This window comes from Burkholderia sp. PvR073, assembly GCF_054055695.1.
Genome location: NZ_JBSRXO010000007.1, coordinates 18794 through 43312, shown reverse-complemented (window position 1 = coordinate 43312; position 24519 = coordinate 18794). Strand labels below are relative to the sequence as shown.

Here is a 24519-nt window from a genome sequence, read left to right as displayed (position 1 = left end):
TGGAATGCATTCTTCAGGGGTCCGCACCATGCATAAAACGATTCGAACTTGTGTCACCGCCGCGGCCATTGCGGCAAGTCTCGCCGCGCTGCCTTCGCTGTCGCACGCGGCTTCGCCGGGCGACGGCATCAACCAGGGTGACGTACTGGTCCGGCTGCGCGCGATCAGCATCCAGCCGAACGAACGCGCGAGCGACACGCTGGGCGCGATCAACACCGGCGTGAACAACGCGATCGTGCCGGAGCTCGACTTCACGTACATGATCCGCGACTACCTCGGCGTGGAACTGATCCTCGGCACGTCGCGGCACCAGATGACGTCGAGCCTCGGCAATCTCGGCGGCGTCGGCGTGCTGCCGCCGACGCTGCTGCTGCAGTACCACTTCAACCATGCCGGCAAGGTGCGCCCGTACGTCGGCGCGGGCCTGAACTACACGTACTTCTACAACAACGGGCTCAATGTCGGCGGCGAGGGCGTGTCGATCAACAAGAGCAGCTTCGGTCCGGCGCTGCAGTTCGGCGTCGACGTGCAGGTCACGAAGAAGGTGTTCATGAACGTCGACGTGAAGAAGATCTGGATGAGCACCGATGCGACGCTCGGCGACAAGGGCATCGGCACGCTGCACATCGATCCGCTGATCGTCGGCGTGGGCGTCGGGATGAAGTTCTAGGCGCGCGCGGAAAAGAACAGAGTTGGGGTTGGCGGCATGGCAGTCGGCATGCCGCTCTTTTTTTGTGCGGCTTGCGCGACGGACGCGGGCGACGATTCGCAGCGCGCGTCGGCCCGCTCGTAATAGCGCGTCGTCGCAGGCGGCTTGGCCGGCAACGCGATCGCCAGGCGGCAGGACGCGCCGTCCGGCAACGCGACCCGCAGCGGCGTCGTCAGTTGGGCGCCCGTGAGCAGCAACCTGCCTTCGCTTCCGGTGACGGTCACGAACCGGTCGTCGTCGTCGGTGACGGTCGACAGCACCGGCAGCGGCACGCCGTCCGCCAGCGTCACGGTCAGCAGCACGCGCCGCGTTTGCTCGACGGCAAATTCGACGCGGCTGACCGAGCCTCGGCCGGCTTCGACGGTCTGTATGCCGTTCTTCAGGTCGAGATTGCGCGGCAGGCTTTTCGTGTTGATCCGGACGAGTGTTCGCGCGTACGCGGGCAGCGATGCGATGACGGCGCGGCCGTGGCGATCGGTCCAGACCGGGCCTGACGGCGTGATGAGTTCGATGCCGGCGCGATCGCCGACGCGGGCGAGTGCGAGCGTGTCGCGGATCTCATACGGCGACAGCATGCCGACGCCATTGAGCAGCGCGACCGCACCGCGCAGATTGATACCGAGCGTGGCGCGATCGGCGCCGTAGAGGCCCGCGTTGACGATCGCGCGCACATGCTTCGGCGTGCCGCTGACCGTCGCGCGGATCGACGGCGACCGGATCGCGGTGTCGTAGTCGGCCGCGACGCTGTAACTGCCGGTCCGGCCGAACGTGTCGGAATAGCGGGCGCCCGAACGCACCGAGTCGCCGGTGACGTTCGCAAAGGCGCTGACGCTGCGCGTGCCGATCGGCACGGTCGCGCTCACATAAACCTGGGTGCCGACGGCGCCGCGGGTGCCGAACGTCCGGCTCACGTTCAGCACGAGCGAGCCCCGCCCGAGCGGGCGGGTCCATGCGCCGGCGATGCGCTGCATCGCGGGGCCGTCGACCACCGCGACCCGCGTGTAGTCGAACGACAGCATGCCGAACGTGCGATCGCGCCAGCCGAGCGCCGCCGCGAACTGGGTGCGCGCCGGCGGCGTGAATGCGTCGATCGACCGCACCGCATCGGTCAGTTCACGGTATCCGGACGTGCGGCGAACGAACGACACATCGGCGCGCAATGGCGTGTCGCCGTTGCTCGATAGCGCGAGACGCGTCTGGGCGCCGTGGCGACCGGCGGCGCGGGTGACGTCGACGCCGACGGCCGCGGCGACGCCGGCAAGCGGTGCGAATTCCACGCTCGCGGCGCCCGCCTGCAACGGCGACGACATGAGGATGCCGGCGTTGAGCCGCGCGCGTTGCCCGATCTGCCAGCCGCGCGTGGCGGTCGCGAGCCACGGGGCTTGTGCGTATCCGTCGTTCTGCAGGCGGCCGACCGCGATCGCCAGCCCTTGCGCGGCGGCGAGCCCGGCACCGGGCAGCGACGAACCCGGCACGATGAAATGCTGCACGTCGCCAGTGGCCTCGACGACGGTCACGTCGAGATCCGCGCTGCCGCTGACGAGCGGCAGGTCGGTCAGCGTGAACGGCCCCGGCGGCAACTGCGACGCATGGATCAGTACGCCGAGCTGGCGCACCTCGACGCGCGCCTGCGTGCGCGCGATCCCGGTCACGCGTGCGGCCGCGCCGGGCGTGACGGCGAGTGCTTCGTCCGGAAACATCTGCACACCGAACGTCCGGCCGATCGCGAACAGCGTCGAGCGCGGGACGATCTGCCCGGCCTGCAGCGTCGTGCCGCGCGATGCGAACGTGCGCTGGGCGTAGGCTGCCTGATGATCGATGCCGGCATGGCCGTCGACGACCGTGGCGATCTGGCTGCTGCGCACGATCCAGTCCGCCGCGTTGAAGCCGGCTTCGGTCGTGGCTTGCCAGTATTGCGACGTGCCGGCCGGGTTACGCGTCGTCATCGCGAGCAGGTCGTAGTTGACGAGCCCGGCGAAGCCGCCGTGCTCGAACATACCGGGCGTGCGCCGGCCCGTGTCGAGTGCGTCGGGCGGCACGACCAGGTCGACGGCGCCGTCGGCCGGGCGCAGCGTGACGATCGCCTGCGGATAGGCGCGCCGGTAGTCGTAGCAGGGCGGCGTGTCGGCGCTGGGGCTCCGCGCGGTCGCCGCAGTCGCATCCCGGAGCGCGTCGGGCACGACCAGGCCGGCCGCGCGCAGCAGGCCCGGCGTCGCGCACAGGTTGCCGTTGTCGTCGAATCGCGCATCGGCGCGTCCGGCGCGCTTGCCGTTGACCGTCAGCCGAACGGAAGCCGTGCCGGGCATGAAGCGCGGCGCGTGCGCGAAATAGCGGCTCGCCGCGGCGTCGATCCCGTGCTCGCGCAGCACGCCGGTATCGAACTCGAGCGTGTCGGGTGCGGTGGGGCCCGGGTCGGTGGCGGCGACGCACGGCATGCAGCTCGCAACGGCGAACAGCCCGAGCGCGAAGAGGCCGCGCGGGCCACGAATGGCACCTGACATCGCAGATCCGGAATCGAATACGCGGTGCTTACCGTTGCGTGGCCGCAGCGGCCGCAGCGGGGACCAGCGCCGCGTCGTAGTGATCGACCGAGTAGCCGTAGACGGTGGCGGGGAAGAGGCGCACGCGCTCCGGCGTCGCGGCCTCGCGGGCCAGTGCGATCCGGCGGGTCTGTCCAGCCAGCACGTAGGGTGCGGGAAGCGACACGATCTGCCCCGACGGGAGCAACTGCACTTTCTGTTCGAGACGCACCACATAGCGGCTGTCGTTGCGCACGATCAGCTTGCCGTCCTCGATCGACCACTTCAGCAGTTCCCATGGCCGGTCGTTGCGCGCGAGGTCTTGCGGCTGGATCAGCACCGGCAGGTTCTGGCGAATGATCGTCTGGATCTCGTTTTTGTTCTGGCGTTTCGGCGGAATGCCGGAGAACGAGACGCGGGCGAGGCGCTGCGTGGCGAGCGGCGCGTTGCCGGCGAGAACGAACCGGACGAGCTGCACCGCACCGCCTTCGACTCGCGCGATCGGGGGCGTGACGATGAGGAGCTCGGCCTTGTCCTCGGGAATGGGCTCGACCGTCGTATGCAGGAGCGTCGGGTGGGTGTCGGTGTTCCTGACCGAGATCGTTCCTTCGCCGTCGGCTTCGTCGACGATCACCACGGACGTCTCGGGCACGACGCCCATCGCGTGTACGACGCTCGAACCGATCAGGCAACCGAGGAGCGGGGCGAGCAACGACGCCCGCAGGGTATGGCATGCAGGGAATTTCATGGAGGTGGCAGGTTAGGCGGTAATCGTGCTGCGCACCGCCGCTTCGGCGAAGCGGCGGTGCGGTCGATGCCTGTCAGGCAATCGACGCGATCGGAGGAAAGACGCGTACCGGAATTACAGGTACACGAGCGACACGGTGGCGAGGCCGTCGAGATTGATTTCCTGGCTCAGGTCGAGATTCGACGTCTTGTCGATCGCGGCCTGCACGTCGAGCGTGCCGGTGAAGACCTTCGCCGCGACCGGGACGGTCTGACCTTTCTTCGCCCACGACTCGTAGCCGCCGGTGTTATTGACAATCCCGTTGGACGCCCCCCAAGTGGCGCCGCTAGTGCTCGAATAAATCGAATCGACCGCCGCGCCATCCGCCGTGAATGAGTTCGTTCTGAAACGGAATGCAAAAGCGCCGATATTCTTGTCGCCGGCCGAGCCGAGGCCGAATTGCGTGTTAACCGAATTGGCCGAGCCGAAGAAATTGATATTGCCGGTAAATGCGCGGGTGCCGGCACGATTATCCTGCGCGCTCAGTGCGACGCGGGCGGCGGCGTCACAGGTGATCGTGATCGAATCCGACAGGACCGCGAGCAGCGTGGGCGCGGTCGGGCTGAGTTCGGCCGAGCCGATCAGTCCGTAATCGAACGTGCCGCCGCCGGCGAGCGTCGGCGTGCAGGCGCCGGGCTTGATCGTCCCGGTGACCTTGACGTCGAACGAGTCGGCGAACGCCGATGCGCTCCCCAGGGCGAGCAGACCTGCCATCACGACGTGCGACGCTTGGTTCGTCATCTTAACGAATTTCATCTGAGCGGTTTCCTTTAACTACCCGGAATTCCGAAGTCAATTCGGTGATCCGGTTTTTCGATTGGTGGAAGATAAATCGCTCGCCATAATTTCCGGAGAGCGGATGGAATTTATCAATTAGATTTAAGAATTGAAATCGTACTTGTACAGATTTTTACGGCGATTTCTATAGTATTTATAGAATTTAATCGAGAAAATAATCCGATTTATCGATGGAAACTGGTGTTTCGATCGTTACGAATGTCAGATGTAATATTTTTCAGCTTCGATAAGGATCGGGCGGATTGGATTCAATCTGAGCGGACAATATCGAAGAACGGGCGGCGCGACCCCGGCATGCCTGTTGGCGACGGACGATCGTGACGAAGGACGCGCGGCGTCATCGCGCCCATGACGCTTGCCGGCAGCGGGAAGTCGGAACGGAAACGGAGTGCGTCGCGTCGATTGCGACGGAGCGAGTGCGGTGGTGACGCGGGGGGAGTGAGGTGCGGCCGGGCAGGCCCGCCAGCGGGCAGCCCGTGATCGGGCCCGCGGCGCCCGGGCGGGCGCATCGCGTCGGCATGCGCCGACGCGGGATGGCTTACAGCTTGTCGTACTGGAAGCGCATCGCGGTGCCTTCGCGCTTGATGCGCTCCCACACGGCCCGCTTTTCGTCGTCGCTCAGGAACACCCAGTTCGATACTTCGGCGGCCGTGCGACCGCAGCCTTTGCAGACTTCGTCGAAGAGGGTCGAGCAGACGCCGATGCAGGGGCTGTCAGGCAGGTCGTGGAGATTGGAGGCCATCGGAAGGTTTTGCGCCGTGAAATCGTCAGGGCGTCATTTTAATGCATGGAGGCCGGGCGGCCGGCCGGATGCCGGAGCGACGCCGGTGCGCACGCGGTTTCGCCACCGCTTTCTTTTCCTGATGGACAGGCGTCGATTAACCGATAGAATTCCCCCGGAACGCCCCGCCGTGCGGGCCGCCCGGGCGGCTTGCGGCGGGAATCTGTTCCGTTTGCGCGACACGGGCATGATTTTTTTGTGACGGCACGCGAATGATGGTAGCGTTCGGGGTTTTCGAGGGGCGGCGTGCCAGAATGCGCCGCCATGACGAGGCAGACGGCAGCCGGACACGCGGTCCGGCCGGAGGGAGAACGGGATGAAAGCAAAGGTAGTGGGCCGGTTCGCAGCGCTCGCGCTGTGCGTGGGTGCGTCGGCCGCAGCGGCGAAGGATACGCAGCTCAATATCTATAACTGGTCGGACTACATTGCGAAGGACACGATCCCGAACTTCGAGAAGCAGACGGGCGTCAAGGTTCGCTACGACAACTACGACAGCGACGACACGCTGCAGGCGAAGCTGCTGACGGGCAGCTCGGGCTACGACATCGTCGTGCCGACCAGCAACTACGCGGGCAAGCAGATCGCGGCCGGCATCTTCACGCCGCTCGACAAGTCGAAGCTGCCGAACCTCAAGCATCTCGATCCGCAACTGATGGCGCTCGTCGCCGGCGCCGATCCGGGCAACAAGTACACGGTGCCCTGGGCATACGGCACGACCGGTCTCGCCTACAACCTGACGAAGGCGCAGCAGGCGCTCGGCAAGGTCCCGCTCGACAACTGGGACATCCTGTTCAAGCCGGAAAACCTCTCGAAGCTGAAGACCTGCGGCGTGTCGGTGCTCGACGCGCCGGACCAGATGTTCGCGGCGGCGCTGCACTACATCGGCAAGGATCCGATGAGCACGAACCCGGCCGACTACAAGGCCGCGATGGAAGTGCTCAAGAAGATCCGCCCGTACATCACGCAGTTCAACTCGTCGGGCTACATCAACGACCTGGTCGGCGGCGACATCTGCTTCGCGTACGGCTGGTCGGGCGACGTCGTGATCGCGAAGCATCGCGCGCTCGAAGCGAAGAAGCCGTACAAGGTCGAGTACTACATTCCGAAGGGCGGCGCACCGGTCTGGTTCGACGTGATGGCGATCCCGAAGGACGCGAAGAACAAGGACGCCGCGCTGCAATGGATCAACTACATCGAGGATCCGAAGGTGCACGCGGCGATCACGAACGCCGTGTACTACCCGAGCGCGAACGCCGAGGCCCGCAAGTACGTGCGGCCGGACGTCGCGAACGACCCGGCCGTCTACCCGCCGGCCGACGTCGTGAAGACGCTGTTCCTGCTCAAGCCGCTGCCGCCTGAAATCCAGCGTCTGCAGACGCGTCTGTGGACCGAGCTGAAATCGGGCCGCTGACGCGAGCCGAAGTGAGCCAGCAGTCATGAAGCCCCTGGTGCCCCCGGGGGCTTTGTTCGTCAAACGCAGGAGAGAAGCAGCACATCATGAATAGCCAGTCGGGTGCGCCGGTTGCGGGCGCGCCGTCCTTCGTTCCTTCGTCCGGCGCGAATGCGCGCGCCGAGAACTTTGTCCAGATCGTCGACGCCGTCAAGAAATTCGGCGAGACCGAAGTGGTGCGCAACGTGAACCTGACGGTACGCCAGGGCGAGCTGTTCGCGCTGCTCGGCAGCTCGGGTTCCGGCAAGTCGACGCTGCTGCGCATGCTCGCGGGCCTCGAGACGGTCACCTCGGGCAAGATCCTGATCGACGGCGAGGACCTCGCGCAGATGCCGCCGTACAAGCGGCCCGTGAACATGATGTTCCAGTCGTATGCGCTGTTCCCTCACATGTCGGTCGAATCGAACGTCGCCTACGGCCTGAAGCAGGAAGGCACGCCGAAGGCGGAGCTGAAGGAGCGCGTCGCCGCGGCGCTCGAGCTCGTGCAGATGAGTAAGTACGCGAAGCGCAAGCCGCACCAGCTGTCGGGCGGCCAGCAGCAGCGCGTCGCGCTCGCGCGTTCGCTCGTCAAGCGCCCGAAGGTGCTGCTGCTCGACGAGCCGATGTCGGCGCTCGACAAGCAGATCCGCCAGCGCACGCAGATCGAGCTCGTCAACATCCTGAAGAAGGTCGGCGTCACCTGCATCATGGTCACGCACGACCAGGAAGAGGCGATGACGATGGCCAACCGGCTCGCCGTGATGAGCGAAGGGCAGATCGTGCAGATCGGCTCGCCGAACGAAGTCTACGAATATCCGAACAGCCGCTTCTCGGCCGAGTTCATCGGCTCGACGAACTTGTTCGACGGCGTCACGGTCGAGGACGAACCCGACTACGTGTACATCGAATCCCCGGAGCTGCCGAGCCGGTTGTACGTGAGCCACGGGATCACGGGCCCGCTCGGGATGCCGGTCACGGTGTCGGTGCGCCCCGAGCGGATCGCGCTCACGCGCAAGCCGCCCGAAGGCGCGTTCAACTGGGCGCGCGGCAGGATCACCAACGTCGCGTACATGGGCGGCTATTCGCTGTATCACGTGAAGCTCGACGCGGGCAAGACGGTGATCGCGAACGTGTCGAGCCTCGCGATCACCGAGCTCGACACGCCGTCGCTCGGCGACGAGATCTACGTGCGCTGGAGCGCGACCGCAGGCGTGGTGCTGACGTCATGAACACGCTCAAGTCCCTGCTCGCATGGCCCGTGCGGCGCTTCAGCCTGACCGGCGCCTCGGCGGTCGTCGCGGGGCCGTACACGTGGCTCGTGCTGTTCTTCCTCGTGCCGTTCGTGCTGGTCGTGAAGATCAGCTTCGCGGAGCTGCAGCTCGGCATCCCGCCGTACACGGAGCTCGCGTCGTACACGGACGGCGTGGTGCACATCGCGCTGAACCTGTCGCACTACGCGTTCTTGCTCACCGACAGCCTGTATTTCGCGACCTACGTGAATTCGGTGGTGGTCGCCGCCATCACGACGCTGCTGTGCCTGCTGATCGGCTATCCGATGGCGTACTACATCGCGCGTTCGAACCCGGCGACCCGCAACCTGCTGATGATGGGCGTGATGCTGCCGTTCTGGACGTCGTTCCTGATCCGCGTGTACGCATGGATCGGGATCCTGAAGAACAACGGGCTGCTGAACAACTTCCTGATGTGGATCGGCTTGACCCATACGCCGATCGAGCTGTACCGCACCAACTACGCGGTGTACATCGGGATGGTGTATTCGTACCTGCCGTTCCTCGTGATGCCGCTGTACGCGCACCTCGTGAAGATGGACCTGCGCCTGCTCGAAGCCGCGTACGACCTGGGCGCCAGGCCGTGGCGGGCGTTCGTGCAGATCACGCTGCCGCTGTCGAGGAACGGGATCATCGCGGGCTGTCTGCTGGTGTTCATTCCGGCGGTCGGAGAGTACGTGATTCCGGAACTGCTCGGCGGCGCGAACACGCTGATGATCGGCCGCGTGATGTGGAATGAGTTCTTCAACAACGCAGACTGGCCGATGGCGTCGGCCGTGACCTGCGCGATGGTGCTGCTGCTGCTCGTGCCGATGGCGATGTTCCAGCACTTCCAGGCGAAGGAGCAGGAGGGCCGCCGTCGATGAAGCCGAATCGCTACCTGCAGTTCGCGGCGCTGTTTGCCGGCTTCGCGTTCCTGTACATCCCGATCATCAGCCTGATCGTCTATTCGTTCAACGAGTCGAAGCTCGTCACCGTGTGGTCGGGCTTCTCGTTGCGGTGGTACTCGGCGCTCGTGGACGACGACGAGCTGCTGACGGCCGCGTGGCTGTCGCTGAAGATCGGCGTGCTGACCGCGTTCGCGTCGGTGTTCATCGGCACGTGGGCCGGCTTCGTGCTCGCGCGGATGGGCCGCTTTCGCGGCTTCGCGTTGTTCAGCGGGATGATCAACGCGCCGCTCGTGATCCCCGAGGTGATCCAGGGCATCTCGCTGCTGCTGCTGTTCATCGAGCTGGCGAAGTGGATCGGCTGGCCGGCCGAGCGCGGCGTGTTCACGATCTGGCTCGGCCACGTGATGCTGTGCATCTCGTACGTCGCGATCATCGTGCAGTCGCGCGTGCGTGAGCTCAATCCGTCGCTCGAGGAAGCCGCGCTCGATCTGGGCGCGACGCCGCTGAAGGTGTTCTTCACGATCACGCTGCCGCTGATCTCGCAGGCGCTGGTCGCGGGCTGGCTGCTGGCGTTTACGCTGTCGATCGACGACCTCGTGCTGTCGGCGTTCCTGTCGGGCCCCGGTTCGACGACGCTGCCGCTCGTCGTGTTCTCGCGCGTGCGCCTCGGCCTGAACCCGGAGATGAACGCGCTCGCGACGCTGTTCATCGTCGCGGTGACGGCCGGCGTCGTGATCGCGAACTTCGTGATGCTGCGCCAGGAACGCAAGCGGATGGCCGCGTTCGCCGTCTGACGTTCTCGCGCACAGGTTGCGCACGCAACGAAAAACGCCCGGTGCCGACGACGAGTCGGGCCGGGCGTTTTGTTTTGGGGTGCGCGCCGAGTGCGGCTCGCGGCTTAGGCGCTGAAGGCCGCCTTCGCCAGCAGCCCGCACGCCACGCAGACGAGCACGGCCGCGAAGCCGGCCTGCACGTGCCGCGCGGACAGGTGCCGGGACGCGCGGCGGCCGACGGCCATCCCGAGCGCGGTCGCGACCGTGAACCACAGCATCATGTCGAGCGGCGCGCGCGTGCCCGACACGAGCGTCGCGAACACGCCGCCGGTGCCGACCAGCGCGATCACCATCAGCGACGTCGCGACCACGCCGTGCATCGACACGTTCGTGAACTTGCGCAGCATCGGCACGATCACGAAGCCGCCGCCGACACCCAGCAGCCCCGTCATCAGTCCCGTCACCGCGCCGGTCGACGCGAGCGCGATCCCGACCGGCCAGGACCACACGAGCCGGCCCGTATCGGGATTCACGCGACCGACGCACAGCGGCGATTCGGCCGTGTCGCCGGGCGCGTTGCGCAGCGCCTGCCGTAGCAGGCGGCCCGCGACGACCAGCATCGTCAGCGCGAACAGCGCCAGCAGCACGCGCTGCGGCAGCACGTGCGCGAGCCGCACGCCGAGCGTCGTGAGCGGCACGCCGGCCACGGCCATCAGCAGCGCCGCGCGATAGCGCACGAGCCCGCGGCGAAACCCTTCGAGCGCGCCGAGCGCGGCACTGCCTGCGACCGCGACGAGCGCGACGGGCGTGGCTTGCTGCATCGGCCAGCCCATCCCGGCGACGAGCGCGGGCACCGCGAGAATGCCGCCGCCCGCGCCGGTGAGGCCGAGCACGGCGCCGACGAAGCCGCCGAGTACGAGGGAAATCAGCATGATGTCAGCGGGTTCCGGTCAACGGGCGATCGCGGGCTTCGCGAGCCATTCGCGGCCCCTGAGCATCGCCTTCCAGTAGAGCGGCGGCAGCACGCGCTCCTTGAGCAGCCACGCGAGCCGCGACGGACGCTTGCCGTCGATCAGCCATGCGGGGAAGGTCGGCGCGACCTTGCCGCCGTACAGGAATTCGGCGAGCACGATCTTGCCGCGCTCGACGGTGAGCGGGCACGATCCGTAGCCGTCGTACGCGGCGTTGCCGAGCGCGCGGCCCAGCGACGCGAGCAGGTTGTGCGCGACCACGGGCGCCTGCTTGCGTGCGGCCGCGGCGGTTTTCGCGTTGGTCGTGTTGGTGACGTCGCCGAGCGCGAAGATGTCCGCGAACCGCCGGTGCCGCAGCGTCGCCGGATCGACGTCGATCCAGCCGGCTGCGTCGGCGAGCGGGCTCGCGCGCACGAAATCGGGCGCCTTCTGCGGCGGCACGACGTGGATCATGTCGAACGCCCGTTCGACGGTTTCCGTACCGCCGTCGGGCAGCGCACGCGTGAACGTCGCGCGCCGCGCCGGGCCGTCGATCGCGACGAGGTTGTGACCGAACGACAGCGCGATGTCATAGCGTGTCACGTACTCCATCAGCGCCGGCACGTAGTCGGCGACGCCGAACAGCGCGCCGCCGGCATTCAGGAACTCGACGTTCGCGGCGCCGAGGCGCCCCGTGCGCCGCCAGTGATCGCACGACAGGTACATCGCCTTTTGCGGCGCGCCCGCGCACTTGATCGGCATCGGCGGCTGCGTGAACAGCGCATTGCCGCCGCGGAACGCCTGTACCAGTTCCCACGTGTACGGCGCGAGATCGTAGCGATAGTTCGACGTGACGCCGTTGCGGCCGAGTGTCTGCGCGAGGCCGTCGATCGCGTGCCAGTCGAGCTTGAGCCCCGGGCACACGACCAGCCTGCGGTAACCGATGCGCCGGCAGCCGTCGAGCACGACCGTATGCGCGTCGGGTTCGAAGCCGGCGACCGCTGCCTGGATCCATTTCACGCCGCGCGGCAGCAGGTCGGCCATCCGGCGCGCGGTCGTGTCGGGCCGGAACACGCCCGCGCCGACCATCGTCCAGCCCGGCTGGTAGTAGTGGGTATCGGCCGGATCGATCACCGCGATATCGAGCGACGCGTCGCGCGCAAGCAGGCTCGACGCGACCGCGACGCCGGCCGCGCCCGCGCCGACGATCACGATGTCGTGCCGCGCGTCGACGGCCGGTGCGGCCTGATAGCCGCCTGGCGCGAGGCCCTGCGCAAGACGCGGCGCGAGCGCGCCGAGGTCGTAGCCGGCCGCGGCGGCGATCGCGATGATGTCGCCGGCCGGGCGCCGACCAGCCTGCGACAGCGCCCACAGCGTCGCCGAACGCGTGCCGCTGCGGCAGTACGCGAGGACCGGGCCGGCGAGCGTCGTGACGAGCGCGCCGAACTGCGCGGCCTGATCGTCGGTGACCTTGCCAGTGTCGACGGGCAGGTCATGCACGGCGATGCCGAGCGGCGCGGCGGCGGCGCGGATCTCGGCGACGGTCGGCTGGTCGGCGCCTTCGCCGTCCGGACGGTTGCAGACGATCGCGCGGATGCCCGCCGCGTGCAGCGCGGGCAGGTCGGTCGCGGCGATCTGGGGCGAGACCGACAGCAGGTCGGTCAGCGGGCGGATGGTCATGTCGGGGTTCTCCGGTCGGGGCGGCGGCTCAGATCGCGTCGAGCGGGATCTTCAGGTAGCGCACGCCATTGTTTTCGGGCTCGGGCAGGTGGCCGGCGCGCATGTTGACCTGCACGGACGGCAGCATCAGCACCGGCATGTCGAGCGTCGCGTCACGCGCGGTGCGCATGGCGACGAAATCGTCCTCGGTCACGCCGTCCTTCACGTGCACGTTCGCGCGGCGCTGCTCCGCGACGGTCGTCACGAACTGCACGTCGCGCCCGCCCGGCTGGTAGTCGTGGCACAGGTACAGGCGCGTGTCGCGCGGCAGGCCCAGCACGCGTGCGATCGAGCGGTACAGCGTGCGTGCGTCGCCGCCGGGGAAGTCGCAGCGGGCGGTGCCGTAGTCGGGCATGAACAGCGTGTCGCCAACGAATGCCGCGCGCTGCGTCGCATCGTCGACGCAGTAGGTCAGGCATGCGGGCGTATGGCCCGGCGTATGCAGCGCGCGGATCGTCAGCGCGCCGAGCGCGAGCGTGTCGCCGTCGTCGAGCAGCCGATCGAACTGGCTGCCGTCCTGGGCGAAGCCGGGGCCGGCGTTGAACAGCGTGCCGAACACGTGCTGCACGCGGCGCACGTGCGAGCCGATCGCGATCCGGCCGCCGACGTGCGCCTTCAGGTAAGGCGCGGCCGACAGGTGGTCGGCGTGCACGTGCGTTTCCAGCAGCCAGTGCACGGTCGCGCCGAGTTCGGCGACGCGGGCGATCAGCCGGTCGGCGCTGGCGGTGCGCGTGCGTCCGGACTTCGGGTCGTAGTCGAGCACGCTGTCGATCAGCGCGCACGCGCGGCTCTCGGTATCGAGCAGCAGATAGCTGACGGTGTGGGTCGCCGGGTCGAAAAAGCCTTCGACCGACAGCAGGGGGGCATGGCTCACGGGATGTCCTCGATCGGGTTCTGCATCGGCAATCGGCAATCCCATGTTCAAGAAGCGTGCCAATCCGCGCCGCGACGCCGGTCGATCCGACAGGTACTTGATTTGGTTCGGATTTTCCGCGCGATCGCGATGCGTCGCGGGCGCGGCCGGCCGATGACCGCCAGTGCGCACTGCCATGTCTGGCAGTGTCGTGGCAGAATTGGCAGTCCGCCTGGCAGTTCGTCCGGCCATTCGTTCTCTCGCCTCCCCATGAATCCGCACGACACCATTCCGATCGTTCCCGCGCCGTCGCGCGCCGTCATGCCCGACGTGCGCGCGCTCGTCGCGTATCTGGAACAGGATCCGCAGCCGATGATCGTCCTCGATCCCGACTACCGCATCCTCGCGGCGAACGATGCGTACCGGCGCCAGTTCGGCGTGGCGGGCGTCGAGCACGTCGGCCGGCACTGCTTCCAGGTCTCGCATCACTACGACGTGCCGTGCGACCAGGCCGGCGAGCATTGCCCGATGAAGCAGGCGCTCGAGTCGCGCAGCCTGAACCGCGTGCTGCACATTCACCATACGCCGCGCGGCCCCGAGCACGTCGACGTGGAATTGCGGCCGATCTTCGACGCGCGCGGCGACGTGATCGCGTACGTCGAGCGGCTGACGACGGTGCGCAGCGCGTCCGCGCAGCCCAGCGCGGAAGGGCTCGTCGGCGGCGCCGACGCGTTCAATGCGGCACTCGGCGCGCTGCAGCGCGTCGCGCCGTCGATGCTGCCTGTGCTGCTGCTCGGGGAATCGGGTACCGGCAAGGAACTGTTCGCGCGAGCGCTGCACGAGGCGAGCGCGCGCGCGATGGGGCCGTTCGTGGTCGTCGATTGTTCGGGCATCGCCGAGACGCTGTTCGAGAGCGAACTGTTCGGCTACGAGAAGGGCGCGTTTACCGGCGCGAACCAGCGCAAGCCGGGCCTCGTCGAGACCGCGCAGGGCGGCACGCTGTTTCTCGACGAAATCGGCGACGTGCCGCTGCCGATGCAGGTGAAGCTGCTGCGGCTGATCGAGTCGGGGACGTTCCGGCGCGTCGGCGGCGTCGAGGCGCTGCGCGCCGATTTCCGGCTCGTCGCGGCCACGCACAAGCCGCTGCGCGAGATGATCGACGACGGGCGGTTCCGGCAGGACCTCTACTACCGGATCAACGCGTTTCCGATTCCGCTGCCGGCGCTGCGCGAACGGCGCGGGGACGTCGCGCTGCTGGCCGAATCGATCCTGCGCCGCATCGCGAACGCGCGCGGCAACGCGGGCGATGCGAGCGCGCGGCCATTCGCGGCCCGGCCGTTCGTGCTGACCGAGCGCGCACGCGCGTGCCTCGATGCGTATGCATGGCCCGGCAACATCCGCGAGCTGCGCAACGTGCTGGAACGCGCGTGCCTGTTCGCGGACGACGGCACGATCCGGGTCGAGCACCTGCCGGCCGAACTCGTCGCGGCGGCAGCGGCGCCGCAGGAGCGTGACGCGGACGCGCGCGGCCTGTCGGACGCGGAGCTCGTGCGCATCGCGCGCACCTTCGACGGCACGCGCAAGGCGCTGGCCGAGCAGGTCGGGATGAGCGAACGGACGCTGTACCGGCGGATGAAGGCGCTCGGTCTCGGCTCGCGCGAGCGCTGAACGGTAGCGCGAGGCTGGTGGCGGCACGCGGCTTTGTCGATAATGGCGCGTTCGATTCCCATGCCATCGCCGATGAAAAGACGTTTCCTTTCGCGTTGCCTGTTGCTTGCAGTCGCAGCGCAGGCCAATCCGGCCCGGGCCGCCGACTACACGTGGACCGATGCGGCCGGCGCGCATGTGGTGACGCTTGCCAAAAGCGCGTCCGGCGACGACGTCGAGCTCAAGGTGTCGGCGACGCTCGACGGCCGGCCCGACTGGACCGTGCGCGACTACGTGAAGGCATGCCCGGTCGACGTGATCCTCGACGTCGTGCCCGCGTCGATCGAGATGCGCGACCTGCTCGGCAACGGCCGCAAGCAGTTCCTGTTCGCCTACCGGATCGGCTGCCGCGGCGACGTCAGCGCCGACCAGGTCAAGTACTTCCTGATCGACGCCGGCACGAAATACGTGTTGCGCGGCGAGGAAACCGTCACGGTCAAGGGGCAAGTTCATGGACGGCGGCGCGGCGCCCGTGCCGAATGCGGACCTTAAGGCCCGGCCCGTGTTCCTGCGCTACATGACGAAGCACTGGCGCGCGATCAGCATGCGCGACTACGACTAGGCGGCCGCCGGGCCGTTGCGCGCGCTACAGGCGGGCGGCCGACACCAGCTGAGCATGCTGAACAATAAAAAATCACAATCGAACAACAATTAATTATCGTTTTACGATAATTATCGACGTACAATCGACGCACGTTCATTCCCCGTCGAGGACTTCGCATGCATTCCGATCGCATCGCCCGTATCAGCCAGAAGATGGCCACCGTCACGCTGGGGTTCATCGTCGGCATGCTGGTGCTCAATGCCGCGTGCTGGGCGTTTCCGTCACTGAACGCGGCCTCCGGGCCCGGCCTCGTGTTCGGCCTCACCGATTCGGTGATCTCGAACCTGCGCGTGGACGTCGCCGCCTTCCCGTGGTGGCAGAAGGCCGTCGGCATCCTGCTGTCGAGCGTGCCGCTGATTGCGCTCGCGAACGGCCTGCGTCATCTGCGCGCGTTGTTTCGCACCTACGCGCGCCGCGACTATTTCTCCGCGCAAGCGGCCGGCCATCTCGGCAAGACGGGCCGTGCGATCGGCCTGTGGGTGTTGCTGAGCCTGTTGTGCGAACCGCTGCTGAGCGTGTGGGCGACGCTGCGCGAACCGGTCGGCCATCGCGTGGTCAGCATCGGCTTCAGCCTGCCGTACGTGGTCGCGCTGTTCACCGCGGCCTGCATCGCGGTCATCGCGCACATCCTCCGGCAGGCAAGCGAACTCGATGCCGAACATCGGCAGTTCGTCTGAGGCGCGCGATGACGATCGTGGTCAAGCTCGATGTGATGCTCGCGACGCGCAAGGTCCGCTCGAAGGATCTCGCGGCGGCCGTCGGCATCACCGAACAGAATCTGTCGCTGCTCAAGCAAGGGAAGGTCAAGGGCATCCGCTTCGCGACGCTCGCGGCCATCTGCCGCTATCTCGACTGCCAGCCCGGCGACCTGCTCGCGTTCAGCGATGACGGTGTCGGCGAGCCGGACTGATACATCGCCGCCGCGACGTGTCGAGACGGCAGGGTGCCGTCGGCCGCGCATCGTCGCGCTGGCCGTCGCAGTCTCCGTATCGATTCACCTGCTCGGATGGTTCGTGCTGCAACAGGCATCGACGGCTACCGGCCCGAAAGCCGGGGCGCCGCCCCGGATCACGCTGCGTGTCGAACTGATTCCCGCGCGGCCCGCGCCCGGGGGGCGTGCGCGTGACGCCCGGCGAACCGGCCCGGTCGCGGGTGAGGGCGGCGTCGAGAGCGCCGTGCGATCGACGAAACGATCCGCCGCGGTTGCAACGTCGCGCATGACGATGCGGTCGACTTCGGATGTGGCGGGCGTTTCGCATCGGCAAGGCGAGACACCTGCCGGCGCAATCGCAAACCGATTTGAAAATCATCCCGAGACCGCATCAAGCCCCGACCTCGACTGGCGCCGCGATCTGGATGCAATCGGCTCGCGGCATGCGGCGGTGCGCAGTCCGGCGCAGGCGGCGGTCGGTGCATTGGGCGCGTCGTCCGGCGGCTCGGCTGTGAGCCGCGACACCGTCGACGCGAGGCTGGCCGATGGCATGTCGGACGCCCGTCGCGCCGACTGCCGGCACGCCTATTCGGGCGCGGGCCTGCTCGCATTGCCGATGCTCGCACTGGATGCGGTTCGCGACACCGGCTGCAAATGGTGAAACGGGCGGCATGCGGGAAACCCGCCTGCCGCCCGCACCTTCATGCGCTCAACACGCTCAACACGCTCAACGCGCAGGCACAAGCTGCGCCATCGCCTCCCGCACGAAACCGAGCAGCGTGTCGTCGACCCACGAATCCTTCGTCAGCGCCGGCTCGTTCATCAGCGCATGGCGAAATTTCGCGTGCGTGGCCGGATCATGGCCCGCGTAGCTGCAGAACAGATCGAGCCAGCGCTGCGCGAGCGCGCGGCCTTGCGGCGAATCGGGCGTCGCGCCCGCGTCGATCGCGTCGCGTACATCGGCCATCAGTTGCGGCCATTCCATCGCGCGTTCGCCGTAGTGCGCCCGCATGAAGCGGATCTCGTCCGGCGCGAGATACTTCTCGAAAATGCGCATTTTCGACTCCGCCGTCGCGCGCAGCACATAGTCGCGCAGCGCGGTTGAAATGCCGATCTTCGACTGCATCGCCGGTTCCCGTTCGTGCATCAGGTTCAGCTTGGCGAGCAGCCGCGGGTCGTTGTTCGTGTCGCGCACGAGCAGCGCCATCCAGCGAGCGGCGAGCGCTCGGACGCGCTCGTCCTCGGGCGGCACGCCCGCGTCGTGCAGCGCGCGGACCTCGCCGATGAGCGCGATCCATTCCGCGTCGCCCGCCTGGCTCTTCTGGTACATCGGCAGGCGCGCAAGTTCTTCCTCGGAGAAATATTTGTCGTACACGGTCATCAACTCCAGTGTGGTGAGCCAATCGGCCAGTTCCGGCTCCGTGCCCGCCGCGAGCTGGGCGTGCAGGCTCACGAGCCGCTCGCGTAGCTGCGCGGTCTGCGCGAGCTGAAGGTCGAGCAGCGCGATCTGCTTGGCGACGAGATCGACGAGCGGGGTGGTGCCGGGCTGGTTCAGGTGGTCGCCGATTTCGGCGAGCGACAGTCCGAAGCGACGCAACGCCTGGATCTGGTGGAGCCGGGCGATGTCGTCACGGTCGTACAGCCGGTAGCCGTTGTCGGCGCGCGCCGAAGGCGTCAGCAGACCGATGGCGTGATAGTGATGAAGCGTGCGGACGGTCAGCCCGCTGCGTTTCGCCAGCTCTCCCACTTTCAGTCGCATTCGTTCCTCCGTTCGGTGCGCACACTGGAGTCTCGAACGTTACGCTACGTGAGGGTCAAGCGGAAGATCGCGGATCGGCGCGCGGGATGGCCCCGCGCGCCGTGCGTCCGAAGGAAACCGCGCGTTATTGCGGCGACGGTGGTGACGGCGGCGCGTCGGGCGCGGCCGTGCGCGCCTGGGCGCCGGCGGCGTCGTGAGCCACGTTGCCGGGATTGCCGGTCGTATCGGCTTTCCCGTCCTTGCCGGCGCCGTCGACCGGCGGCGTGCCCATCGCCTGGTAAAGCCGTGCGGTATCCGCGAACCGTGCGCCGGTCGCGCGAAGCTCGTCGAGCCGCGCATTGCGGTACTGCAGCTCGCTGGCGCGCGCGGCCGACGGCGGCAGCGCGCCGAGCCGCACGCGGGCGGCCGCGTCGTCGTACGCGCCGCGCGCGGAAAGCGCGGCGTGCGACGACGCGTCGAGCGCCTCGGCATCGTGCTCGAGCGCCGCGAGCGAATCGGCCACATTCTGGAACGCGCCGAGCACGGCCTGCTTGTACTGATCGACCGCGGCCTCGTAGGTCGCCTTCGCCGCGCGGCGCTGGGCGAGTAGCGCACCGCCGTGGAAGATCGGCTGGCTCAGCGACGCGCCGACATTCCAGATCGAGCCGGCGCCCGACAGCATCGTCGGCCAGTTGAAGCCGCCTTTGCCCATCGCCGCCGACAGTGACAACTGCGGGAACATCTGCGCGGTCGCGAGGCCCACTTCGGCCGCGGCTGCCTTCAGCCCGGCATCGGCGGCCTGGATGTCCGGGCGGCTTTGCAGCAGGTCCGACGGCACGACGACGGGCACCTGCTCGGGCAGGTGCAGATCGGCGAGCGCGAGATCGGCCGGCGGCCGGTCGGGCGTGCGGCCGACCAGCACCGCGAGCGCATGGCGGGCCGAGTCGCGTTGCTGGCGTAATGCGGGCAGGCTCGCCGCGAACGTGTCGGCGCTTTGCCGTGCAGTCAGCGCGTCGCTGCGCGACGCCGAACCGAGCGCATGGCGGCGTTCGGCGTCGTGCGCCTGATCGTTCGCGAGCGCGACGAGCCGCTCGGTCGTCTCGATCTGCGCATTGAGCACCGCCACGGTGATCGACGCGGTGACGATGTTCGCGGCCAGCGCGCGCCGTGCGGATTCGAGCTGGAACGCACTGACGTCGACGCGTTTCGCGAGCGCGCGGTTCGCGAAGCGCGACACGCCGAACAGGTCGATCGTGTAGCTGGCCTGCAATTGCCCGACGAACGTGTCGTACAGCAGCGTCGGCGCGCCGAGGGCGGGAATCGGCACGCCGAGCGCGCGCTGGCGCGTGGCCTGGGCGCCAGCGTCGATCGACGGCAGCATCGAGCTGCCGATCTGCCCGCGCAGCTGCTCGCGCGCGGCATCCAGCGAATGCGACGCCGCGCCGAGCGTCGGGCTGTTGCGCAGCCCTTCGTCGACGAGCGCGTTCAGCGCATCGGAACGATACTGCGTCCACCAGTCGGGCACCGGCTGCGCGCCGACCTCGAACTGCTGCGCGACGCCTTGCGCGGATACCGTTTGCTGCACTTGGGGCATGGCGCCGTAATGCGCGGGCGACGGCATTGCGGGCGGCTCGCCGCTCGGCGCGAACCATGCGCAGCCGGCCAGCGGGCCGACGAGGCTCGCGGCCGCGAGCGCCCGCGCGGCCTTCGTTTTCAGGTTCATCGACAGTTCCATGGTCAGGCTCCCGACGGCGCGGCAGGCGTGCCGTCGTGCGGCGGGCCGTCGTGTGGTTCATGCGGGTCGCGTTCGTCACGCTTCACGCGGAACCACGCGGCGTACAGCGCGGGCAGGTAGAACAGCGTCAGCACGGTCGCGCTCGTGATCCCGCCCATCAGCGCGGTCGCCATCGGCCCGAAGAAGTTCGAGCGCAACAGCGGGATCAGCGCGAGCACGGCGGCCGCGGCCGTCAGCGTGATCGGACGGAAGCGCCGCACGGTCGCGCCGACGATCGCGTCGAGGCGTCCGTGGCCGGCCGCGATGTCCTGCTCGATCTGGTCGACGAGAATCACCGAGTTGCGCATGATGATCCCGAACATCGCGATCACGCCGAGCATCGCGACGAAGCCGAACGGCTGGCCGAACAGCAGCAGCGTGCCGACCACGCCGATCAGCCCGAGCGGCGCGGTCAGCACGACCATCAGCACGCGCGAGAAGCTCTGCAGCTGGATCATCAGCAGCGTGAACACGGCGATCGCCATCAGCGGCATCTGCGCGTTGATCGACTTCTGCGCTTTCGCGCTTTCCTCGACCGACCCGCCGATGTTGATCTGGTAGCCGACCGGCAGTTGCGCGCGCAACGCATTCAGCTTGCCGTCGATCGTATGCGTGACGTCGATGCCCTGGGCGCCGGCGCGTACGTCGGACTGCACGGTGATCGTCGGCTGGCGGTCGCGCTCCCACACCACGCCGTATTCGAGTGCCGGCGTGAAGCGGCCGAGCGAGCCGAGCGGCACGGGGCCGTTCGGCGTCGGCAGCGCGAGGCCCGCGAGCTTCGCCGGGTCGACACGGTCCGCACGCGGCGCGCGCAGGTCGACCGCGATCAGCTTGTCGCGTTCGCGATACTGCGTGACGGTCGTGCCGGACAGCGTCATCGCGAGGAAGCTCGACACGTCCTGCGACGTGACGTTCAGCTCGCGCGCCTTCTTCTGGTCGAGCTCGAAGCGCACCGAGCGCTCGGCCGGCTCGTCCCAGTCGAACTGCACGTTCACCGTGCGCGCGTCGCCGCGCATCGTCGCCGCGACCTTCTCGGCGATCGAGCGCACGGTCGCGATGTCGTCGCCGCTCACGCGGAACTGCACGGGGTAGCCGACGGGCGGCCCGTTCTCGAGCCGCGACAGGCGCCAGCGCACGGCCGGGAACTGGTCGCGCAGCGTGGTTTCGAGCCAGGTGGCGAGCTTCTCGCGATCCTTGACCGATTTCGCGGTGACGACGAACTGCGCGAAGTTCGGCAACTGCAGCTGCTGGTCGAGCGGCAGGTAGAAGCGCGGCGCGCCGCTGCCGACGAAGCTCACCGAATGATCGATCTCGGGCCGCTTGTCGAGTATTTTCTCGAGGCGCTCGGTCTCGCGCAGCGTCGCGGCGAACGACGCGCCTTCGGGCAATCGCACGTCCACGAGCAGCTCGGGGCGATCCGAGCTCGGGAAGAACTGCTGCGGCACGAGCGAGAAGCCCATCAGCGCGACGACGAAGAGCGCGCCCGTGATCAGCAGCACGACGAAGCGCCGCTCGATGCACCAGTCGACCCAGCCGCGCAGCCGCGTGTAGAAACGCGTGTCGTAGATGTCGTGCTCGTGATCGTCCGGCAGGTGGGCTTCGTGCGCGTGCTTCTTGCGCTCGGGCAGCAGGTGATAGCCGAGCAGCGGGATCAGCACGACGGCCGCGAACCACGACGCGATCAGCGCGATCGCCGACACCTCGAAGATCGAGCGCGTGTACTCGCCGGTGCTCGACTTCGCGAGCGCGATCGGCAGGAAGCCCGACACCGTGACGAGCGTGCCCGTCAGCATCGGGAACGCGGTGCTGGTGTACGCGAACGCGGCGGCGCGCGCGCGGCTGTAGCCCTGCTCGAGCTTCACGGCCATCATCTCGACCGCGATGATCGCGTCGTCGACGAGCAGCCCGAGCGCAAGCACCAGCGTGCCGAGCGACACCTTGTGCAGCCCGATGTCGAACAGGTACATGAACAGGGCGGTCACGGCGAGCACGACCGGAATCGAGATCACGACGACCATCCCGGTGCGCAGGCCGAGCGACACGAGGCTCACGACCAGCACGATCGCGATGGCTTCGGCGACGGCTTCCAGGAAATCGTCGACCGAATGCGCGACCGCGTGCGGCATGCTCGACACCAGCGTCAGCTTGAGGCCCGCCGGCAGTTGCGCCTGCAGGTTCTTCGATTCGGCATCGAGCGCCTTGCCGAGCCGGATCACGTCGCCGCCCGGCTGCATCGTCACGCCGATGCCGAGCACGGCACGGCCGTTCGTTCGCATCTGCGTGACGACCGGATCGTCATAGCCGCGCTTCACCGTCGCGAGATCGCCGAGCCGGAACGTGCGGCCGTTGATCCGGATCAGCGTGTCGGCGATCGCCGCGACGTTGTCGAACTGGCCGCTCGGCCGCACGAACACACGATCGTCGGCGGTCGTCAGCACGCCGGCCGACGAGATGTCGTTCTGCGCGTTGATGGCCTGCCCGAGCTGCTGCGGCGAGATGCCGAGGCGCGTGAGCTGCGTGTTGTCGGCCTCGATGAAGATCCGCTGATCGGGGTCGCCGAAGTAATCGACCTTGCCGACGCCCGGTACGCGCAAGAGCACGGTGCGCAACTGGTCCGCATAGTCGTGGAGCTGCGCGGGCGTGAAGCCGTCGCCTTCGAGCGTCCAGATGTTGGTATAGACGTCGCCGAATTCGTCGTTGAAGAACGGGCCCTGCACGCCGGGCGGCAGCGTATAGCCGATGTCGCCGACCTTCTTGCGGATCTGGTACCAGGTCTCGGGCACGTCCTTTACGGGCGCCGCGTCCTTCATCGTGAAGAAGATCAGCGATTCGCCGGGCCGCGAATAGCTGCGCAGGAAGTCGATGGCCGGCGTTTCCTGCAGCTTGCGGCCGATCCGGTCGGTCACCTGTTCCTGCACCTGCCGCGCGCTCGCGCCGGGCCAGAACGTGCGGATCACCATCACGCGGAACGTGAACGGCGGATCTTCGGATTGCGCGAGCCGCGTGTACGCGAGGATGCCCGCGAGCGTCGCGAGCGCGATCAGGTAGACCACCAGCGCCTGGTGGCGCAGCGCCCATGCCGACAGGTTGAAGCGGCCTTCTTCGCGGGGGCCGCTCATGATGCGAAGTCCTGCGGGTGGAGGGGGGCGACCGGCCGCACCTTCTCGCCCGCGCTGACCGTATGCACGCCCTGCAGCACGACGCGTTCGCCAGGCTGCAGCCCTTGCGACACGGTGACGGTGCGTTCGTTGAAGCGGGCGACGTCGACGCGGCGCAGTTCGAGCGTGTCGTCCTTGGCGCGCACGACCCACACGGCCGGATGCGGGCCGTCGTGGAACAGCGCGGTCGCGGGCAGCGTGATGCTCGGCGCGTTGCCGGCAACCGGTGCGCCGTCGAACGCGACGTTCGTGGTCATCCCGAGGCGGACGGCCGGATCGGGCGCGGCGAGCGTGAGCTTCACGCGATAGGTGCGGCTCTGCGGATCGGCGGCCGGCGCGATCTCGCGCACCTTCGCGGCGAACTGGCGGCCCGGCAGCGACGGCAGCGTAACGCTCGCCGCATGACCGGGCGTGAGCGACGCGAGCGCGGCCTCGGGCACGTCGCTGACGACGTCGACGTCGCCGGACCACGCGAGCTGGTAGACGGCCTGGCCGGCCGATACGTTCTGGCCGGTGTCGGCCTGTTCCGCGGTGATGGTGCCCGCGTGATCGGCGACGAGCGTCGCATAGTGGAGCTGGTTCTTCGCGAGCGCGAGCTGCTGCTGCGCCTGGTCGCGCTGCGCGAGCGCCGACGTGTAGCTGTTCTGGGTCTGTTCGAGTTGCGCGGTCGCGATCAGGTTCTCGCGCGCCTGCGCGCGGTCGCGGTCGAGCTGCTGCTTCGCGAACGCGAGGCTGTGCGTCGCGGCATCGAATTGCGCCTGCGCACTCGCGGCGTTCTTTTCGACGTCGGACGGATCGAGCAGCGCGACGACCTGGCCGGCCTTGACCGTATCGCCGAGCCGCACCTTGCGCTCGACGATCTTGCCCGCGATGCGAAACGACAGCGGCGTCGCATAACGGGGCTGGATCTCGCCGGGCAGCGTGGCCGCGACCGCGGCGCCGTCGGCGTGCGCGGGCAGCGCGACGACCGGGCGCGGCGCGGGCGGCGCGGCTTCCTTCGGGTGACAGGCGGCAAGGACGAGCGCGGTGCCGATCAGCAGCACGGCGCGGGAACCGGAGCGATTCACGAAACCCCCAGATCAGGTGAGAGCGGAACGAAGCCGGCAAGCG

The 24519-nt window shown here is 68.0% G+C and carries 20 protein-coding genes and 1 pseudogene; 10 read left to right on the top strand and 11 right to left on the bottom strand.

Annotated elements, in window-relative coordinates:
- Positions 1 to 28: 28 nt before the first annotated feature.
- Entirely contained in the window at positions 29 to 670 is a 642-nt protein-coding gene (locus tag ACVK00_RS21010; protein WP_284890861.1) for an OmpW/AlkL family protein, read from the top strand.
- Here the strand turns inward: ACVK00_RS21010 and ACVK00_RS21005 are convergent.
- The 4 genes from ACVK00_RS21005 to ACVK00_RS20990 all read right to left on the bottom strand — a co-directional run bounded on the left by ACVK00_RS21005 (position 667) and on the right by ACVK00_RS20990 (position 5555).
- A complete protein-coding gene (locus ACVK00_RS21005; RefSeq protein WP_284890862.1) occupies positions 667 to 3210 on the bottom strand; it encodes a fimbria/pilus outer membrane usher protein in 2544 nt (847 codons plus the stop codon). The two genes, ACVK00_RS21010 and ACVK00_RS21005, sit on opposite strands and share 4 nt — an antisense overlap.
- Before the next feature lie 28 nt (positions 3211 to 3238).
- A complete protein-coding gene (locus tag ACVK00_RS21000; protein ID WP_284890863.1) occupies positions 3239 to 3976 on the bottom strand; it encodes a fimbria/pilus chaperone family protein in 738 nt (245 codons plus the stop codon).
- A gap of 114 nt (positions 3977 to 4090) precedes the next feature.
- Positions 4091 to 4729 (bottom strand): DUF1120 domain-containing protein, encoded by a 639-nt coding sequence (locus ACVK00_RS20995; protein ID WP_228904314.1) that lies wholly within the window; start codon positions 4727 to 4729, stop codon positions 4091 to 4093.
- Between the two features lie 622 nt (positions 4730 to 5351).
- Positions 5352 to 5555 (bottom strand): DUF1289 domain-containing protein, encoded by a 204-nt coding sequence (locus ACVK00_RS20990; RefSeq protein WP_228904312.1) that lies wholly within the window; start codon positions 5553 to 5555, stop codon positions 5352 to 5354.
- Between the two features lie 355 nt (positions 5556 to 5910).
- Here ACVK00_RS20990 and ACVK00_RS20985 point away from each other — a divergent pair, with 355 nt between their 5' ends.
- The 4 genes from ACVK00_RS20985 to ACVK00_RS20970 all read left to right on the top strand — a co-directional run bounded on the left by ACVK00_RS20985 (position 5911) and on the right by ACVK00_RS20970 (position 9996).
- Entirely contained in the window at positions 5911 to 7005 is a 1095-nt protein-coding gene (locus ACVK00_RS20985) for a polyamine ABC transporter substrate-binding protein (RefSeq protein ID WP_105788906.1), read from the top strand.
- 86 nt (positions 7006 to 7091) lie between these two features.
- Positions 7092 to 8252, top strand: coding sequence for an ABC transporter ATP-binding protein (locus ACVK00_RS20980; protein ID WP_228904310.1), 1161 nt, complete (start codon positions 7092 to 7094; stop codon positions 8250 to 8252).
- Positions 8249 to 9178 (top strand): ABC transporter permease subunit, encoded by a 930-nt coding sequence (locus ACVK00_RS20975; protein ID WP_228904309.1) that lies wholly within the window; start codon positions 8249 to 8251, stop codon positions 9176 to 9178. The genes ACVK00_RS20980 and ACVK00_RS20975 overlap by 4 nt, the downstream gene beginning before the upstream one ends.
- Complete coding sequence (locus ACVK00_RS20970; RefSeq protein WP_228904308.1) at positions 9175 to 9996, top strand: ABC transporter permease subunit; 822 nt, start codon at positions 9175 to 9177, stop codon at positions 9994 to 9996. Before ACVK00_RS20975 ends, ACVK00_RS20970 begins: the two co-directional genes overlap by 4 nt.
- A 104-nt stretch (positions 9997 to 10100) precedes the next feature.
- Here the strand turns inward: ACVK00_RS20970 and ACVK00_RS20965 are convergent, their stop codons facing one another.
- From ACVK00_RS20965 to ACVK00_RS20955, 3 genes are read right to left on the bottom strand one after another with little or no spacing between them, the layout of a single operon-like run.
- Positions 10101 to 10907, bottom strand: a complete 807-nt coding sequence (locus tag ACVK00_RS20965) for a sulfite exporter TauE/SafE family protein (protein ID WP_284890864.1) — start codon at positions 10905 to 10907, stop codon at positions 10101 to 10103.
- A gap of 18 nt (positions 10908 to 10925) precedes the next feature.
- Positions 10926 to 12605 (bottom strand): bifunctional protein tyrosine phosphatase family protein/NAD(P)/FAD-dependent oxidoreductase, encoded by a 1680-nt coding sequence (locus tag ACVK00_RS20960; protein ID WP_284890865.1) that lies wholly within the window; start codon positions 12603 to 12605, stop codon positions 10926 to 10928.
- 28 nt (positions 12606 to 12633) lie between these two features.
- Positions 12634 to 13563 (bottom strand): MBL fold metallo-hydrolase, encoded by a 930-nt coding sequence (locus tag ACVK00_RS20955; protein WP_435521223.1) that lies wholly within the window; start codon positions 13561 to 13563, stop codon positions 12634 to 12636.
- 204 nt (positions 13564 to 13767) lie between these two features.
- Here ACVK00_RS20955 and ACVK00_RS20950 point away from each other — a divergent pair, with 204 nt between their 5' ends.
- The 5 genes and pseudogenes from ACVK00_RS20950 to ACVK00_RS20930 all read left to right on the top strand — a co-directional run bounded on the left by ACVK00_RS20950 (position 13768) and on the right by ACVK00_RS20930 (position 17400).
- On the top strand, positions 13768 to 15165 hold the full coding sequence (locus tag ACVK00_RS20950; protein ID WP_284890868.1) for a sigma-54 interaction domain-containing protein: 1398 nt from the start codon (positions 13768 to 13770) through the stop codon (positions 15163 to 15165).
- Between the two features lie 72 nt (positions 15166 to 15237).
- A pseudogene (locus ACVK00_RS20945) lies at positions 15238 to 15766 on the top strand (M949_RS01915 family surface polysaccharide biosynthesis protein).
- A 158-nt stretch (positions 15767 to 15924) separates the two neighbouring features.
- On the top strand, positions 15925 to 16485 hold the full coding sequence (locus tag ACVK00_RS20940) for a DUF2975 domain-containing protein (protein ID WP_284890870.1): 561 nt from the start codon (positions 15925 to 15927) through the stop codon (positions 16483 to 16485).
- An 8-nt stretch (positions 16486 to 16493) separates the two neighbouring features.
- On the top strand, positions 16494 to 16718 hold the full coding sequence (locus ACVK00_RS20935) for a helix-turn-helix domain-containing protein (RefSeq protein WP_284890871.1): 225 nt from the start codon (positions 16494 to 16496) through the stop codon (positions 16716 to 16718).
- Positions 16693 to 17400, top strand: coding sequence for a hypothetical protein (locus ACVK00_RS20930; protein WP_284890872.1), 708 nt, complete (start codon positions 16693 to 16695; stop codon positions 17398 to 17400). Before ACVK00_RS20935 ends, ACVK00_RS20930 begins: the two co-directional genes overlap by 26 nt.
- Before the next feature lie 66 nt (positions 17401 to 17466).
- Here ACVK00_RS20930 and ACVK00_RS20925 read toward each other — a convergent pair whose 3' ends face one another.
- From ACVK00_RS20925 to ACVK00_RS20910, 4 genes are all read right to left on the bottom strand, one after another.
- Complete coding sequence (locus ACVK00_RS20925) at positions 17467 to 18498, bottom strand: MerR family transcriptional regulator (RefSeq protein WP_228904294.1); 1032 nt, start codon at positions 18496 to 18498, stop codon at positions 17467 to 17469.
- Between the two features lie 124 nt (positions 18499 to 18622).
- Positions 18623 to 20212, bottom strand: a complete 1590-nt coding sequence (locus ACVK00_RS20920; RefSeq protein WP_284890873.1) for an efflux transporter outer membrane subunit — start codon at positions 20210 to 20212, stop codon at positions 18623 to 18625.
- A gap of 2 nt (positions 20213 to 20214) precedes the next feature.
- Positions 20215 to 23370, bottom strand: coding sequence for an efflux RND transporter permease subunit (locus ACVK00_RS20915; RefSeq protein WP_284890874.1), 3156 nt, complete (start codon positions 23368 to 23370; stop codon positions 20215 to 20217).
- Positions 23367 to 24476, bottom strand: coding sequence for an efflux RND transporter periplasmic adaptor subunit (locus tag ACVK00_RS20910; protein ID WP_284890875.1), 1110 nt, complete (start codon positions 24474 to 24476; stop codon positions 23367 to 23369). The genes ACVK00_RS20915 and ACVK00_RS20910 overlap by 4 nt, the downstream gene beginning before the upstream one ends.
- Positions 24477 to 24519 lie beyond the last annotated feature (43 nt).

What these genes read in the sequence shown, in the direction of transcription:
- ACVK00_RS21010 (WP_284890861.1), top strand. Translation starts at nt 29, where the DNA reads ATGCATAAAACGATTCGAACTTGTGTCACCGCCGCGGCCATTGCGGCA.
- ACVK00_RS21005 (WP_284890862.1), bottom strand. Translation starts at nt 3,210, where the DNA reads ATGTCAGGTGCCATTCGTGGCCCGCGCGGCCTCTTCGCGCTCGGGCTG.
- ACVK00_RS21000 (WP_284890863.1), bottom strand. Translation starts at nt 3,976, where the DNA reads ATGAAATTCCCTGCATGCCATACCCTGCGGGCGTCGTTGCTCGCCCCG.
- ACVK00_RS20995 (WP_228904314.1), bottom strand. Translation starts at nt 4,729, where the DNA reads ATGGCAGGTCTGCTCGCCCTGGGGAGCGCATCGGCGTTCGCCGACTCG.
- ACVK00_RS20990 (WP_228904312.1), bottom strand. Translation starts at nt 5,555, where the DNA reads ATGGCCTCCAATCTCCACGACCTGCCTGACAGCCCCTGCATCGGCGTC.
- ACVK00_RS20985 (WP_105788906.1), top strand. Translation starts at nt 5,911, where the DNA reads ATGAAAGCAAAGGTAGTGGGCCGGTTCGCAGCGCTCGCGCTGTGCGTG.
- ACVK00_RS20980 (WP_228904310.1), top strand. Translation starts at nt 7,092, where the DNA reads ATGAATAGCCAGTCGGGTGCGCCGGTTGCGGGCGCGCCGTCCTTCGTT.
- ACVK00_RS20975 (WP_228904309.1), top strand. Translation starts at nt 8,249, where the DNA reads ATGAACACGCTCAAGTCCCTGCTCGCATGGCCCGTGCGGCGCTTCAGC.
- ACVK00_RS20970 (WP_228904308.1), top strand. Translation starts at nt 9,175, where the DNA reads ATGAAGCCGAATCGCTACCTGCAGTTCGCGGCGCTGTTTGCCGGCTTC.
- ACVK00_RS20965 (WP_284890864.1), bottom strand. Translation starts at nt 10,907, where the DNA reads ATGCTGATTTCCCTCGTACTCGGCGGCTTCGTCGGCGCCGTGCTCGGC.
- ACVK00_RS20960 (WP_284890865.1), bottom strand. Translation starts at nt 12,605, where the DNA reads ATGACCATCCGCCCGCTGACCGACCTGCTGTCGGTCTCGCCCCAGATC.
- ACVK00_RS20955 (WP_435521223.1), bottom strand. Translation starts at nt 13,563, where the DNA reads ATGGGATTGCCGATTGCCGATGCAGAACCCGATCGAGGACATCCCGTG.
- ACVK00_RS20950 (WP_284890868.1), top strand. Translation starts at nt 13,768, where the DNA reads ATGAATCCGCACGACACCATTCCGATCGTTCCCGCGCCGTCGCGCGCC.
- ACVK00_RS20940 (WP_284890870.1), top strand. Translation starts at nt 15,925, where the DNA reads ATGCATTCCGATCGCATCGCCCGTATCAGCCAGAAGATGGCCACCGTC.
- ACVK00_RS20935 (WP_284890871.1), top strand. Translation starts at nt 16,494, where the DNA reads ATGACGATCGTGGTCAAGCTCGATGTGATGCTCGCGACGCGCAAGGTC.
- ACVK00_RS20930 (WP_284890872.1), top strand. Translation starts at nt 16,693, where the DNA reads ATGACGGTGTCGGCGAGCCGGACTGATACATCGCCGCCGCGACGTGTC.
- ACVK00_RS20925 (WP_228904294.1), bottom strand. Translation starts at nt 18,498, where the DNA reads ATGCGACTGAAAGTGGGAGAGCTGGCGAAACGCAGCGGGCTGACCGTC.
- ACVK00_RS20920 (WP_284890873.1), bottom strand. Translation starts at nt 20,212, where the DNA reads ATGGAACTGTCGATGAACCTGAAAACGAAGGCCGCGCGGGCGCTCGCG.
- ACVK00_RS20915 (WP_284890874.1), bottom strand. Translation starts at nt 23,370, where the DNA reads ATGAGCGGCCCCCGCGAAGAAGGCCGCTTCAACCTGTCGGCATGGGCG.